This window comes from Roseofilum halophilum BLCC-M91, from assembly GCF_030068445.1.
GTDB classification, from domain to species: domain Bacteria; phylum Cyanobacteriota; class Cyanobacteriia; order Cyanobacteriales; family Desertifilaceae; genus Roseofilum; species Roseofilum halophilum.
In genome coordinates, this window is the sequence record NZ_JAQPOK010000004.1 from 25,501 (window position 1) to 39,955 (window position 14,455).

Below are 14,455 nucleotides of genomic sequence, written 5' to 3' on the forward strand. Positions count from 1 at the left end.
AAAACTGCCCCTACCAACCGGTCAACCGCTATCAGTCTATGTCATCATCATCCCCAAAGCGCCCTTCCTTAACCACAGGGTTAGCTGCACTCAAGCATCGAAAGTATGAGCAGGCGATCGCCCACTTAAACGGTGTTTATACCAATGAATCGGAGGGCATTCGCAAAAGACGGGCCCAACAAGGATTAGTCATTGTCTATCATAAACTCGGTCAAGGGCAAAAAGCGCTTAATTTATGCTACTTGCTCACCTACAGCCCGGATGCCACCTTCCAGACTTGGGCAAAAAAAACTTTACCGAAACTCAAGCATCAGTTCCCCGATCTTGAGCCATCAACCGATATCTCCCCGGATGCTCCCACGGATGCTTTGCCTGTTGCTCCTCCTCCAGTTCCTCAAGGGGAAGTGAAAGAAAACCCTCAGCCTGTATCCCTTTCCCCTGCTTCTCCAGAGGTGAGAACCTGGAAACAAGCGGGACGCGCTAAACGATGGGGTACGCTTCCAAAAACCTGGAAACTCGGATCGGAGAGGCGTTGGTTATGGGGTTTGCAAGGGATAACGGCGATCGCCTTTTTTGTCTGGATGGTGACTGTCGTTGAGATCAGCTTTTCCCTAGTCCAGTATCTGCTCTCTCTGCTGCCCTTACTCAGTCCCTGGCAAATTCTCTATCGAGACCCCAGTTTATTCCTATTTATCTTCTCCTTATTAATTTTTATCGCCTCTCCAGCTCTGCTCTCTCTGCTGCTCAAAAAAGAGTATGAACTCGAACCCCTGAATCTAGAGCATCTGAAAACTATCCGCCCAGAATCTGCCACTGTGATTGAGCGCGTCTGTCGTCAACGTAAACTTCCTCCCCCGAAATTGGGAATTTTACCGACTGCCTTACCCCTAATTTTCACGTATATTCAATATCCAATCGGTCACTTACGGCCTACGGGTTATATAGCGATCTCTCAGGGAATGCTCGATCGCCTGGACGATGATGAACTGGCTATCCTTTACTCTACCCAACTTGCTCATATCCTTAACTGGGATTTTCTCCTGCTCTCTTGTTGTGTCTGTTTCTTACAACTTCCCTATAGCCTCTATTGGTCGGTGTCTAAATTGGGAGAGCGTTTGGCCGATCGCCTGGAGATCCCTCTACTAGAACTCACCATCAGAGGGCTATCGACCCTCTTAGCCAATCTCAGTTATACCTACTATCATCTGTTCCGTCTCCCCCTCGTCTTACTCTCCCGATGGCGACTGCTCTATAGTGATGCCACAGCAGTGAGTATAACGGGTAACCCCAATGCCCTCACCCGTGGACTGTTGAAACTGGCTCAAGGTTGGCACAGGGGCATGATGGACGCATCGAGTATCCCGGAAGTTCTAGAACGCTTCGATCTCTTGCTTCCCCTGGGAATAGAACAGGCGATCGCCATCGGGAATTTAGCCCCCAATCAACCCTTTGAACCGCTTCTCCAGTGGGATATACGCCATCCCTATCGCTACGGAGTCACCCTGTTGAGTAGCCATGGACGGTTGGGCGATCGCCTGCAACGGTTAACGGATCTAGCCCGATTTTTCCGCTTAGAGACAGAGCTAGATCTGCCCTTTATCCCTCCCCGTCGCTTCTCCTTACCCTCTGATTTTCAATCATGGCTCAAAGCAGGGGTGAATTTCATTATCAGCACTGGGATCGCCATTGATCGAGGGCTGCCCCTACTTCCTCGCGCCCTCTGTCAAGCGCTCATTTTGGGGATTGGATTTCGTCTACTGCTGATGCTGGTGGGGAAGATCGCCGATGTTTTCTATGTTGGTCAACTGGTTTGGCTCTCCCAAGATCAAGATGGGGATTTAATCACTGCCTGTTATTTGATTAGTTTCAGCCTGATCTTGATGTTTCAGATTAATCGCTTTTATCCGGAAGTACGCCCCATTAAGCATCAGCGCATCGATCGCTCAGATACCTTAACCGCCCTACAAACTGATGCTACCTTACCCCCCAAAAAGCGCGAAATTATTCGCTTAGAGGGCAAACTCTGGGGGCGACGCGGGGTTCATAATGGCTTAGGACAGACGTTAATCCTACACTCTTCTGCGGGGTTGATTCGTTTACGCCATTGCCCCCGTGTCAGTGTTTTCGGGGATTGGGGGATTAACATCGTTTGTCCCAAGGATTTGATCGGACAGTCCGTGAAGGTGGGGGGGTGGTTGCGTCGCGGCGCTGATTTGGCCGTGGATTTAGCCTATTTGGAGGGCAGATCCCAACTGGGAGCCTATAGTTATCATCCCCCGATCCTGTCTGTGGTGGCGATCGCCTCCGGACTTTGGGGCGCTTATCTGGTTTGGCAAACTTAATGTAAAGATATTTGGCGAGATTTGAATCGATGTGTTACATTTCTTAACAAGAAGACTCAAGCCAGAACAGTCAATCAACCTAGCGATCGACAATCGATCAACCATAGTGCAGGATGGGCTGCTTTGGAATCATGTGTTCTTCCTCCCAACACAGCAAGTTGACCAGCCGCACAACCGGCTGGTTTTTACTATCCGTTAGCCAGAGAATGAGGAAAATTTCAGCACAAGGGGATGACAAATTCTCTAACTTAAGGGTAAAATAATTGAGTTTTGGGTAGCTCCATCTGCCAAAACGTGATAGGTTAAATATGGCATGAAGTAAACATGGTAGAGCCACCTAAAGAAGATAAATATGTGCTCGATCGCGATAGGAATATCCGGAAAATTTATAGTGACTCCAAAGGGAAAACCCGGCTCTTCCTTTTCCGAGTCTTCGGAATCGATAAAGCCTGCCATGAGACTCAATGAGCAACGAGATGCCTAACCCAATTCCAATAGTAAAGGTTTACCAACGAGGTGAATATTTTACTGTGTTTGCCAATCGTCTTCAGTGTGTCGAACGCTACATCAGCGATCGATACACGAGGTCATGCCATGTCTATAGTTAACTCAGACTAAATAGGGAGGTCTTATCAATGTCTGTTCGGTTATACGTTGGTAACTTACCGAAAGAAACGGAAAAGCAAGAGCTAGAAGCCGTTTTTGCTGAAACAGAACCCAAAGTTTCCACCAAGGTCATTACAGACCGTAAGACAGGAAAATGTCGCGGATTTGGGTTTGTGACGGTTAAAAATGAAGAGCAAGCCGACCAAATTATTGAGCAATTTAACGGTTATTTGCTCAACGAGAATGCCCTCAAAATTGAAAAAGCCCAGCCTCGGAACAAGGGTAAAGAGGGGGGAAGTGCCGAGGGTGGATCGGTTTCGAGTGGTTCGACTGCCAGTTCAAGTGGTGGCGGAAACCGCAAGAAAAATAAATCCAAGAAAAGCTCTTCTGGTTCTAGCCAAGATAGCGGTTCCATTCAACCCGATCCTCGTTGGGCTGCGGATCTGGAGAAACTTAAAGAAATGCTGGCAGCACAAACAGCTAAAAATTAGCCCAGTTTTACCAGCACTGCTTGCTGACGAAGGTAAAGGAATGAATCCTTTACCTTTATTTGCTATTGGCTTTGATCGATAAAACCCTGGACAATATCTTGTAGGGTTTGGGCATCAAAAGGCTTAGTCAGATACTGAGTGGCTCCAGCGAGTTGCCCTTGTACTTTATCAAACGGGCTATCCCGCGCCGTCACCATAACAATAGGAAGGGATTCAAACTCAGGGATACTGCGAATCGTGCGGCACAGTTCAAGACCATCAACCCCTGGCATGGAAACATCGAGTAAAACCAGAGTGATGGATTCATTATAAATCAGATTTAAGGCATCTACAGCATTATCAGCAGTTAAAACCTCTACGCCTCGATCCTTGAGTGCATTTTGAATCGATTTTTGGACGATCGCACTGTCGTCAACGGTAAGAACTTTCGGTGCAGATGGCGGAGTTGTGAACAACACGGTTGCCTCATCACGTACAGATTTAGGAATCCTCACAAGGGAAATTGGGTGAGTTTGGGAAATTTTAAGTCAAACCCTTGACAAATCCCTAGCACTTAAGGTTATCATATCAAAGGTGAAGGCAATGGGGTGTAGCCAAGCGGTAAGGCAGCGGGTTTTGGTCCCGCCATTCCTAGGTTCGAATCCTAGCACCCCAGTTTTAACATCATAGATACAACAGAGAATTAGGGAAATCCTTAATTAAAGTTCGCGATCAAAGTTCGCGATCCTGCAACGGCAGGCGATCGCCTGTTATCCTGGCCGGTAGTGTTGTAGCCAGCAAGCATTATGGACATTCCAGAGGTTCTCGCCCTAGATTTTGATGGGGTATTGTGTGATGGATTAATCGAGTATTTTCAAACCGCTTGGCAAACCTATAGTCAGGTATGGATGGTGGGTGAGAATCCTCCCCCAGAGGGAATGGCAGAACGATTCTATCGACTGCGCCCGGTGATTGAAACGGGTTGGGAAATGCCGGTGTTGATCCGAGCAATGGTGGAGGGAACTTCCTCAGAGGAGATTTTAGTTAATTGGCGCGGGATCTGCGAGCAAATTATGACTAGAGATGGACTCAAGGCTGGGGAACTTATGGATCGGGTTGATGGTAGACGCGATCGCCAAATCCAAACGAATCGTTCAGACTGGTTAGCCCTGCACCGATTTTATCCCGGAATTGCGCCCCAACTGCGATCGCTCTTGGCTAACCCAGATCTGGAACTGGCAATCGTCACCACCAAAGAAGCCCGGTTTGCCCAAGAATTGCTACAAATGGCAGAAATTGACTTTCCGGGCGATCGCATCATTGGCAAAAGCATCAAGCGCCCCAAAACCGAAACCCTACTCACATTCAACCCCGCAGAAAAACGGATTTGGTTTATCGAAGATCGCTGGAAAACCCTGCTTTCTGTAGCCCAACATCCCCAATTAACCTCCGTAGAACTCTTCCTCGCCACCTGGGGCTACAATACAGAAGCTGAAAAACAAGCCGCCAGCGCCCACCCTCGCATTCATTCCCTATCCCTAGAAACCTTTAGCCAACCCTTAAACCATTGGCTCTAACTTCTTTAACTAATTTCTTCTATATATAACTCATTTAGGTTTGCTATATATTATGCTCGATTTTAATAAACTTGCTCGTCAGATGGAAGGTATCAGCCAACATCTGCAAGACGAAGCCACCGCCACCCAGAAACGACTCAACCGCGCTAGAGAAACCCTAGCTCAAGCGAGCGATCGCCTAGATGAGTTAATCTCTTCCTATGAGCAATGGTCGAGTCATTTTAGCTTTAATGCCGCCTTTCCCATCGAACCCTTAGATACAGTCGTCAATATCCAGAGCGCCCCTCGAGTCCATAGTGTCATCTCTACCGACGGTTCCCAGATGGCTCCCTCTCACCATGAAATTGCCTATTGCTATCTGATCAATACGGGACAGGTGGTTTTACACTACGGCCAAAATCTTGCCCCCATTCTCGACAGTTTACCCGAAGCCTTTTATCGCCCAGAAGATCTTTATGTCTCTCGCCAATGGGGAATTCGCACGGATGAATGGATGGCCTATCGGCGCACGGTATCGGAGGCGACGGTATTGGCAGAATTGGGGGAGAGCGTCACTTCTGAAGATGGGGGAAAATTGCCCAAACTGGCGATGGTGGATGGTTCCCTGATTTATTGGCATTTAGAACCCCTACCGGTTGAAGCCCGCGATCGCATTTTGCCCCCCATTTTAGAAGCTTGGGAAACCCTGCAACGCCATCGTATTCCCCTGGTTGGCTATTTGAGTTCGTCTCGCAGTGGGGAGGCGCTTAATTTTCTCCGTCTTGCCCACTGCCCTTATCCCCAACCCAATTGTGCCAGTCACTGCGGTGGAAAGACGGATAAGGCTCCCTGTCAAGGGTTACATCCCCTGCGGGATAGTTCCGTCTGGGGCAGTTTACTGCAACCGGGACAGCGCAGTGGTTTGTGGCGGTCGTCGGCACGAATTTTAGAGCAATATCGGGAACAGGTGGTGTATTTTTGTTATCTCCATGTGGGCAAAGAGATTGCCCGTGTGGAGTTTCCCCAATGGGTGGTTGAAGATGCCCAATTATTGCAGCAGTCCTTAAGTTTAACCCTTGCACAAGTGGCGAAGGGCTATGGTTATCCGGTAGCCTTAGCGGAAGCTCATAATCAAGCAGTGGTGCGGGGAGGCGATCGCCATCGGTTTTTCGTATTGTTGGAGCAACAGATGATTAAATCTGGTTTGAAAAATATTGGCACATCCTATAAGGAAGCCCGTAAGCGTGGTTCGATCGCCTAATCGATCATCAAGCGATCAGAATTCGGGATCTTCGCTCAAGGTCTCAATCAGAAGATCCATTTGCGATCGCTTTTGAGCCAGAAAGCTTTCACACTGTTTGAGATATTCTACAGCGAGAGTAAATTGATCGAAAACTTCAGCCAAGTCCATATCTCCAGCTTCCATTTGGCTGATAATAGCTTCAACTTGGGCAACGGTTTCTTCATAATTCCAGTCCGATTGAGGTGTGGAGTTACTTTTGGAGGATTTAGGCATAATAAACCTGAAGAGGTGAAGTGAGTTTACGGTAGGACAGGGGATCGTTAGATATTAACAGTTCTCGATCTACCCCTATTGGCCGTCACCCATATGAATAGCTTAAGACGCTCAGTTGTTTTAAGTAAGTCCTAGCGAATACATTCTCCTTGCCCTCAGCAACCAGTGAATCGCTATCTATAAAGGTCTGGAACAATTCACGGATGGATAAAACAGGACGTAAAATAATGAGCCGATCCTCAAGGGAGGGTATCAATAATTTTAACCTTGACTTTACCTTGACCGAATTCAATCGATAATTCTTCTTCCAATTCTAGAGAATCTATCGAACGAACAATCTCACCGTTTTCGTTGCGAACTAGAGCATATCCCCGTTTCAAGACATTATGAGGGTCAAGGGTGGCCAGTTTTTGGCGCAAATAATCACATTTTTGGCTTTGTTGTTGCAGCGCTCCGAGACTCAGTTGAATCAGTTGACGGCGTTCCCAGTCTAGGGTTTGTTGTTCCCGTGCAATTTGTTGATCCGGTTGTAGACGATGCAGACGGTTACGCAGGAGATTGAGTTGATGTTGATGTTGGTCGAAATAGGTTTGAGCGACCTTAATTAAGGACAGAGTACGATCTTGATGTTCGCTCAGGAGGGTAGATAGTTGGGGGATGGCAAGATCGGCAGCAGCAGTCGGGGTGTGGACATGGAGATCGGCGGCTAAATCGGCAAGGGATTCGTCGCGCTGATGGCCAATACCAGAAATAATGGGAATGGGACAAGCGGCGATCGCCTTTACCACTCGTTCATCATTAAACGCGGCTAAATCTTCCGTTGCTCCTCCACCTCTGGCTACAATAATCACTTGCGCTCGACCATCGGTTTGTACTCGTTGAATGGCGCTAACAATGGAGCCTGGGGATTGTTTTCCTTGCACTAAAGCGGGACAAAAGAGGACATGCAAGCCTGGATAGCGCCGCTTTAGGGTGCGTTGAATATCACCCCAGGCGGCGGCTTGAGGTGAGGTAATCACGGCGATAATTTGGGGATGGGGAGGAATGGGTTGTTTGCGATCGGCATCAAAATAGCCTTCCTTTGCTAGGCGATCGCGTAATTGCCGATAACGCAGCGCTTGTAAGCCCTCTCCCCCCGGCAGCACTTGATTGACCATTAATTGATATTGGCCTCTAGGGGGATAGATCCGCAGAGTTCCCAACACCACAATTTTAGCCCCTGAAGTGGGTTCAGTCATCAGTCGAGACAGGGCATAGTTCCAGACTACACAATTAAGGCTTGCTTTTACTTCTGGATCTTGTAGCGTGAAAAACAAGCCACTGCTATATTGACTGGCGCTGGAGACTTCACCCGTAATCCAAATTTGCTGAAGGTATTCATCTCCTTCTAAACGGTTTTGCAAATACCGGGTGAATTCACTCACTGAAACAGCTCTTTCAGGCACTAATAAGTTAGGTAAGGGAAACGTCATGATGATTAATTTAAGACCAATTTAAGAGAACCTAAGCGTTCTTTTCACAAGATAACAGATAGTGAAGTTTTCTTTACCTTTCCCCTAGAGGGCAAGCCCCTTGAGTTACGCTACAAATGTACCAATCTCCTCAGCGATCATGTTTATCCCCTACCTTCTCACTTCATTGTTAGCATTGACGATCGCCTTAAGTAGTACCTCCATTGATGCTATTCCTAAACATCGCCAGAGTCAAGTTAGAGCCATATCTCTTCTGATCAGTTTAATCGGTTTTTTGGCCACCCTATCCCAATGCTTAGTTGTGATGCCAACCGGTAAAGTCGCCGTTGTCGAAATCCTAGGCAAAGTTCAAGAAAAGCCCCTGTCACCCGGCGTACACTTGAGCAATCCGATGGCTAAAATTACCACTTTTTCAACCCGCCTCAAAGACATTAAAGAAACGGTAACCGCCACCTCGAAAGAAGGGTTAAATCTCAGTATTGATGTCAGTTTACAGTATAAAATAAATTATCAAGAGGTTGCTAATGTTTATCAAAATATTGGCACAGATGAAACCGAAATTGTGATCTCTCGGTTTCGCTCGCTGATTCGGGAAATTTCCGCTCAATATGAAGCCCGCGAAATTTATGGAGACAAGCGGCAAGAAATTGCCCAAACCCTACAAAATTCTTTAATTGCCCAATTAGAACCATTAGGCTTTACCGTCGATCAAGCCCTGCTCAGAAATGTCATTCTTCCCGATGCCATTCAAGCCGCAATTCAGGAAAAATTAGCCGCTCAACAAGAAAGCGAGCGCCAGGAATTTGTGAATGAAAAAGAGCGGCAAGCGATCGAATTTGAGATTGAAAAAGCGCAAAAAGAAGCAGAAAGACAACGGATTGAAGCGAAAGGAATTTCTGATGCTCAAAAATTGATTGCCCAAGGCTTAACTCCGCCAATTATACAGCTTAAGTCCATTGAGGCAACGGAAAAATTGGCTGCATCTGAAAATAGCAAAGTGATTATAATTGGTGGCGGAAAAGACAACTTACCCCTGATTCTGCAACAGTCCGAATAAGGTCATTACCCCTCTTCTGTCAAACTGGGAAAACACTTGTCTTGACTGAATTCTAGAACTCTTGCAGTATGAGTGATCGCGACAGTTTTTCCTAACAGAAACTCAAAAATCCAGTCAGATCGGCAAATGTCTCTCTCTATAGGGGATACAGCGATCGCGATTTCCGAAAGTGACAAAAGAGGGTTACAGCGCTTCGCGCGGTAATGAGGTACAGTCAGAAAAGATCCCCCTAAATCCCCCTTAAAAAGGGGGACTTTTACTGCCCCCCTTTTTAAGGGGGGTTGGGGGGATCGAAATGTGCGGAAAGAGGTAATAGATTCCTCACCTCTTAAACCGCTATGATTACCAATCAAATCATGTTCGGCTAATGGGTTAAGAAGCGGGCATGATGCCCGCACTCCCTCAATTATTTGATAGGACTGGAGTGGGAGCATCTTGCTCCCTGGATTTTTAATTAAGGTATTTAATCGGAACGAAGCGCTGTAAGTGATTCCTACAACATCACCGTATTGGCATCGCGAATTCCCGGAACCTTGAGGATTTCCTCTAAAATTCCCTCTGGTAGGGGATCGTCAATGGTCAATACCATAACTGCATCGCCGCGCACGATTTGTCGTCCCACTTGCATACTGGCAATATTGACATTAAAACTACCCAACAGAGAGCCAATCTTACCGATAATCCCTGGCATATCCCGGTGACGGGTAAAGAGCATATGTTGATTGGGGGGCACATTAATCGGGAAGCCATCAACTGTGGTAATGCGAATTTCGCCATCACCGAGCAATGTCCCGGTTACATCATGTTCTTCTGAGGGGCCTTTGGCTTGCAATAACAGAGACCCCCTATAATCCCGGATACTAGCATCGCGGGTTTCAATCACCCGAATACCCCGCTCTTGGGCTTCGATGGAGGCATTCACGTAATTAACGCGCTCTCGCAATGCTCGTGAGAGTAAACCTTTAAGAGCCGCAATTACAATGGGTTGACTTTGATTATTAGCCAGTTCCCCTTGTAAATGAATATTTAGGCTTTCCACGCGATCGCCTACCAACTGACTAACAAGATTACCCAACGTTTCCGCCAATTGCAAATAGGGGCGCAACTGTTCCAAGGCATCCGGATGCAGTCCAGGAATATTGACTGCCGAGCGTGCCGGGAGTCCCAGAAGCACATCCCGAATTTGTTCAGCCACATCAACAGCCACATTCACTTGAGCTTCTGTGGTAGAAGCCCCCAGATGGGGCGTTAAAATAGCTTCTTTACCCAACTCCGTTAAGGGAGATTCACCCAGGGGTTCATTGGCATACACATCTAGAGCTGCCCCCCCAATTTGACCGTTTTTGAGCGCTTCGGCTAGGGCTGCTTCATCAATAATTCCCCCTCTGGCGCAGTTAATAATCCGGGCTGTGGGTTTCATTTTGGCCAAAGACTTAGCATTGATTAAATTGGTCGTTTCTGGCGTTTTGGGAATGTGGAGGGTAATATAATCAGCTTCTTGCATGAGAACATCCATATCCACAAGCCGACAGCCCAACTGATCTGCCCGTTCTGCGGAGATAAAGGGATCGAAGGCAATGAGCTTCATCCCCATCGCTTTAGCGGCTGCGGCGACATGGGAGCCAATTTTACCTAAGCCAACAATTCCTAGGGTTTTCTTATAAACTTCTGTACCTACAAATTTTTTACGCTCCCACTTGCCATTTTTCACCGACTGGTTAGCATCAGGAATATGGCGGGACAGGGATAACATTAAGGCTAGAGCATGTTCAGCCGCCGCAATGGTGTTGCCTTCTGGTGAATTGACGACAATAATTCCTTTACGGGTGGCAGCCGGGACATCCACATTATCAACTCCGACTCCAGCGCGACCGATAATTTTCAGTTGTACGCCAGCTTCGATGATTTCTGCGGTGACGCGGGTTCCGGAGCGAATCATGAGGGCATCGTATTCCGGAACGACTTTGACCAGTTCTTCGACAGGTAGGCCAGTTTTTACGTCAACCTGGGCAACTTGAGATAGGATATCAATTCCAGCTTGATCGATGGGGTCACAAACAAGGACTTTAGGCATGATTGGGAGAAAGTGATGAACAAGTTGTTGAGTGAGAGGGACAGGGGGTTCAGGATAGAGAAAACACCCATGACCCATTCACCGATTACCAGCGATCGGGACAACAGTAGGCTATTGTAACCCTAAAACCGGCCCGGTCATAATCTCTGTGTCATTGCCCTTCTTCGGGCCCTTGCCCCAAGACCGAAATCTCCTATCTCCAGTGCAAAATACAACACTTAGTCGCCGACTCTAACTTTGAAAAAGATGGGCAGCCATTCGATTATGATCCCCTAAAATAAAATCAATGGACTGATATCCCACGGAAGCAATCATCGATTTAAACACTTCAGGGGGATATTTGAAAGAACTCAAGGTATGAACCTTCTGTCCTTTGGCGATTTCTATGGTTTGTCCTTGAAGTTCCAGGGTCTGAGGTTCAGTTGCCGTCAAAACATGCTTGAGATCGTGCCTCTCCGGTTCCCATTCCGGTTTATAAGTAAAGGCTTCGGGTTTCATCCCCACTACCCCCGTATCCCGGTCAAGACGAAACATAATGTTCTCCATCAGAAGGGCCATTTTTGGCGTATCGTAGGCCTCCATCAAAGACTTTTCATCTTGGTTCGCATCATGAACGAGCAGCAAATAGTGGGGTTTACCGATTAATGCCTTCATCTGAGCAATGAAAACGGGAACTTCTTCTTTTCTCAGATTGGCGATCGTACTGCCCTTGAACAAAACAACCGGTTTTTCATATTCGGGGATATTCTCTAATTGAGTAAAGTCTTGCTGCATTCCCTCCACAGAAATGTTGGGCAGTTCGGCCCGAATGACTTCAACAACTTTATCTACAAAATCTTGGGAAATATCAATTCCCAAATATCCTTTTAAGTCGTGACAAGAGCGAAGTAGGGGCAACGTTTTTAGACGGATACTTTGCTCGCTTCCAGGGCCTAATTCAACAAAGGTTGCATTGGTTCCAATTTTTTCAGTCAGAAGATGGCCTTTACTTTGAAAGAGTTTAGCCTCATACTTGTAAAGGTAATAATCTTTTTCACCCGCCAACATTTCGTTGTATAAGATTCCACCCCGGACGGGATCGTTGTCATCTTCAGGGGTTCCATACAGATAAGGCCATAAATTGCCACTCAGTTTACCGAGCAAGAATTCCATTGCATCTTGCTCAAGCTTATTGATGACTTTTTTATCTCCAGTTATGCTGGTCATGGTTTTGTGCGGTTACATCAACAAATATTCTCGTTTCATCTAAGCATAAAATGATCTTTTCGGAGTATTCTTTATTTTTTCTTTAGAAAGTGAATTAACCTCAATTAAAGAAGCTCAAGCATAATCGCAATGAAGGGGATGCCATGGGAAGTTTTATAAGTGTAATTAGGGTTCGATACAACCTTAAAGAGTAACATTTGATTTACGAGATTGGTTTTTGGGAAGGTTGATAATCAAGGCAGTTTCTTGTGCTGAAGAGGCACACTCCAAACTGCCTCCATGTTTTTCGACGATAATTTGATAGCTGATCGCCATTCCCATCCCGGTTCCCTTACCCACAGGTTTAGTCGTGAAAAAGGGATCAAAAATGCGGGCTTTAATCTCTGCGGGAATACCAATACCATTATCACTGATTTTGATTTGGGCTTGCCCTAAATCCTGGAGCCATTGGGTTTGAATGCCGAGGGTATAGGGAAATTTAGGATGTTCTTTTTCTGCTTGATATCTTTCCTGTAAGGCATCAATGCCGTTCATCATAATTTGCATAAACGCTTGATTGAGTTCTCCAGCAAAACAGTCGAGTTTGGGCAGTGAGCCATAGTCTCGTTCAACTTGGATTTCTGGCACGTTGGTTTTATGAATTCCAGGGGAAGGTTGGAGTTTGAGGCGATTGTTTAGTATGGTGAGTACGCTTTCAATTTCATCATGAATATCAACTCGTTTGAGTTGGGATTCATTTAAATGGGCAAACCGACGCAATGAGTTCACAATTTTGGTGATTCTATCAGTTCCACTTTTCATGGAAAGGATGACATTGGGTAAGTCGGTTAGGGTAAAGTCGATTTCGAGATCGGCAATGAGTTGGGTGAGGCGATCTGGGGGGGTGGGATAGGATTGTTGATAGGCATAATAGACTTGAATCAGATCTTGGATGTAGTGTTCTAGATGCTCGATATTGCCGGTAATAAAGCTGACGGGGTTGTTGATTTCATGGGAAATTCCAGCGACGAGTTGCCCTAGACTGGACATTTTTTCGCTTTGGATCAGTTGAATTTGGGTGGTTTTAAGTTGGTGTAGTGCTTGGGCGAGATCTTGGGCTTGTTGTTGCAGTTGCAGTTCGCTTTGTTTGCGTTGGATTAGGAGACTGATTTGGCTGGCGATCGCCTGAACGAGAGCGACGATATTTAATTGACAGGGGGTGGTTTGACTTTGGTAAAATATTAAGATGGCCATCACTGTTTGCTTGACCATAATTGGGATGCCAAAGGCGGATTTTAATCCAATTTGAATGGCGGGGGATTGCCGGGTATATAAATTTTCAGGGTTTTGAGTAATATCTTCAATCCATTCTAGGGTTTGAGTTTGCCAAATTTTTCCGGGTAATCCTTCTCCGCAGGAAAACTGCAAGGTTGAACTGAGTTGACAAAAAGATTTAAAGGTTGGATGATTTCTGAAAGGATTGGCAAGATAGGATAAGGTTTGGCTGTTGTCCTGGGGTAACCAAGCTTCTCCATAATCCCAGAAAATATGATCGCAAATACTTTTGATGATTTGGGCGATCGCCTTTTCCCAAGTCGAAGCTTGGGTTAAGTATTGAGTCACTTCTAACAAGAGCCGAGTTTCTCGCTCTGCTTCTTGAAGTTGATGGTTTTTCTGGAGTAAGATTTTATTGTTTTCCTGAAGCTTGAGATTTAAATCTGTCAACTTCAAGTGATGGGCAACCCGCACTAAGACTTCTTCGGCTTGAAACGGTTTGGTAATATAATCTACGGCTCCTAATTGAAAACCCTTGACTTTATCGGCTCCTTCATTTAGGGCGGTTAAAAAAATAACGGGAATTTTTTGCGTGTCTGGATTCTTCTTTAATTGTTCGCACAGAGCATATCCATCCATTTCGGGCATCATGATATCTAAGAGAATCAGATCCGGCACAAATCGAGTTAGACTGGCGAGGGCAAATTTAGCATTAGGGGCAAAGCGTACATCATATCCTTCATTTTTCAGTAGACTTTTCAGCAGGCGCAGATTTTCTGGTACATCATCAATCACCAGTATTTTGCTGGCTTCATTCCTGAAAATCTTGTTCTCTTCAGGGGTTGTCCTATTGCTATCTACCATTACTCTAACCCATTAATTTTCTAACTGAATGCTTACTG

General features: G+C 46.2%; 11 protein-coding genes and 1 tRNA gene. 6 read left to right on the plus strand and 6 right to left on the minus strand.

The window, feature by feature from the left end; genetic code table 11:
* Positions 1–38 precede the first annotated feature (38 nt).
* Positions 39–2,342 carry a M48 family metallopeptidase gene (locus PJF56_RS00855; protein WP_283760734.1) on the plus strand — a complete coding sequence of 768 codons (2,304 nt, stop codon included), beginning with the start codon at positions 39–41 and terminating at the stop codon, positions 2,340–2,342.
* 635 nt (positions 2,343–2,977) lie between these two features.
* Positions 2,978–3,439 carry an RNA recognition motif domain-containing protein gene (locus tag PJF56_RS00860; RefSeq protein WP_283760735.1) on the plus strand — a complete coding sequence of 154 codons (462 nt, stop codon included), beginning with the start codon at positions 2,978–2,980 and terminating at the stop codon, positions 3,437–3,439.
* Between the two features lie 62 nt (positions 3,440–3,501).
* On the opposite strand, the gene PJF56_RS00865 is transcribed toward PJF56_RS00860, so the two are convergent.
* Positions 3,502–3,894, minus strand: a complete 393-nt coding sequence (locus tag PJF56_RS00865; RefSeq protein WP_347179401.1) for a response regulator — start codon at positions 3,892–3,894, stop codon at positions 3,502–3,504.
* 128 nt (positions 3,895–4,022) lie between these two features.
* Between PJF56_RS00865 and PJF56_RS00870 the strand changes: the two genes are divergently transcribed.
* From PJF56_RS00870 to PJF56_RS00880, 3 genes are all read left to right on the plus strand, one after another.
* Positions 4,023–4,094 (plus strand) — tRNA-Gln (locus PJF56_RS00870).
* A 130-nt stretch (positions 4,095–4,224) separates the two neighbouring features.
* Positions 4,225–4,995 carry an HAD family hydrolase gene (locus PJF56_RS00875; RefSeq protein ID WP_283760737.1) on the plus strand — a complete coding sequence of 257 codons (771 nt, stop codon included), beginning with the start codon at positions 4,225–4,227 and terminating at the stop codon, positions 4,993–4,995.
* A 52-nt stretch (positions 4,996–5,047) separates the two neighbouring features.
* Positions 5,048–6,235, plus strand: coding sequence for a DNA double-strand break repair nuclease NurA (locus PJF56_RS00880; RefSeq protein WP_283760738.1), 1,188 nt, complete (start codon positions 5,048–5,050; stop codon positions 6,233–6,235).
* Positions 6,236–6,250: 15 nt separating this feature from the next.
* On the opposite strand, the gene xseB is transcribed toward PJF56_RS00880, so the two are convergent.
* On the minus strand, positions 6,251–6,490 hold the full coding sequence (gene xseB / locus PJF56_RS00885) for an exodeoxyribonuclease VII small subunit (protein WP_283760739.1): 240 nt from the start codon (positions 6,488–6,490) through the stop codon (positions 6,251–6,253).
* Between the two features lie 239 nt (positions 6,491–6,729).
* On the minus strand, positions 6,730–7,962 hold the full coding sequence (xseA, locus tag PJF56_RS00890; RefSeq protein ID WP_283760740.1) for an exodeoxyribonuclease VII large subunit: 1,233 nt from the start codon (positions 7,960–7,962) through the stop codon (positions 6,730–6,732).
* 136 nt (positions 7,963–8,098) lie between these two features.
* Between xseA and PJF56_RS00895 the strand changes: the two genes are divergently transcribed.
* Entirely contained in the window at positions 8,099–9,019 is a 921-nt protein-coding gene (locus PJF56_RS00895; protein WP_347179402.1) for a prohibitin family protein, read from the plus strand.
* 493 nt (positions 9,020–9,512) lie between these two features.
* Here PJF56_RS00895 and serA read toward each other — a convergent pair whose 3' ends face one another.
* From serA to PJF56_RS00910, 3 genes are all read right to left on the minus strand, one after another.
* A complete protein-coding gene (gene serA / locus PJF56_RS00900) occupies positions 9,513–11,093 on the minus strand; it encodes a phosphoglycerate dehydrogenase (protein WP_283760742.1) in 1,581 nt (526 codons plus the stop codon).
* Positions 11,094–11,324: 231 nt separating this feature from the next.
* Complete coding sequence (locus PJF56_RS00905) at positions 11,325–12,299, minus strand: L-histidine N(alpha)-methyltransferase (protein ID WP_283760743.1); 975 nt, start codon at positions 12,297–12,299, stop codon at positions 11,325–11,327.
* A 183-nt stretch (positions 12,300–12,482) separates the two neighbouring features.
* Positions 12,483–14,417, minus strand: coding sequence for a response regulator (locus tag PJF56_RS00910; RefSeq protein WP_283760744.1), 1,935 nt, complete (start codon positions 14,415–14,417; stop codon positions 12,483–12,485).
* Between the last annotated feature and the right edge of the window lie 38 nt (positions 14,418–14,455).

Coding starts and splice junctions, on each gene's coding strand:
- PJF56_RS00905 (WP_283760743.1), bottom strand. CDS start 12,299: ATGACCAGCATAACTGGAGATAAAAAAGTCATCAATAAGCTTGAGCAA.
- xseA (WP_283760740.1), bottom strand. CDS start 7,962: ATGACGTTTCCCTTACCTAACTTATTAGTGCCTGAAAGAGCTGTTTCA.
- xseB (WP_283760739.1), bottom strand. CDS start 6,490: ATGCCTAAATCCTCCAAAAGTAACTCCACACCTCAATCGGACTGGAAT.
- serA (WP_283760742.1), bottom strand. CDS start 11,093: ATGCCTAAAGTCCTTGTTTGTGACCCCATCGATCAAGCTGGAATTGAT.
- PJF56_RS00910 (WP_283760744.1), bottom strand. CDS start 14,417: ATGGTAGATAGCAATAGGACAACCCCTGAAGAGAACAAGATTTTCAGG.
- PJF56_RS00875 (WP_283760737.1), top strand. CDS start 4,225: ATGGACATTCCAGAGGTTCTCGCCCTAGATTTTGATGGGGTATTGTGT.
- PJF56_RS00855 (WP_283760734.1), top strand. CDS start 39: ATGTCATCATCATCCCCAAAGCGCCCTTCCTTAACCACAGGGTTAGCT.
- PJF56_RS00860 (WP_283760735.1), top strand. CDS start 2,978: ATGTCTGTTCGGTTATACGTTGGTAACTTACCGAAAGAAACGGAAAAG.
- PJF56_RS00880 (WP_283760738.1), top strand. CDS start 5,048: ATGCTCGATTTTAATAAACTTGCTCGTCAGATGGAAGGTATCAGCCAA.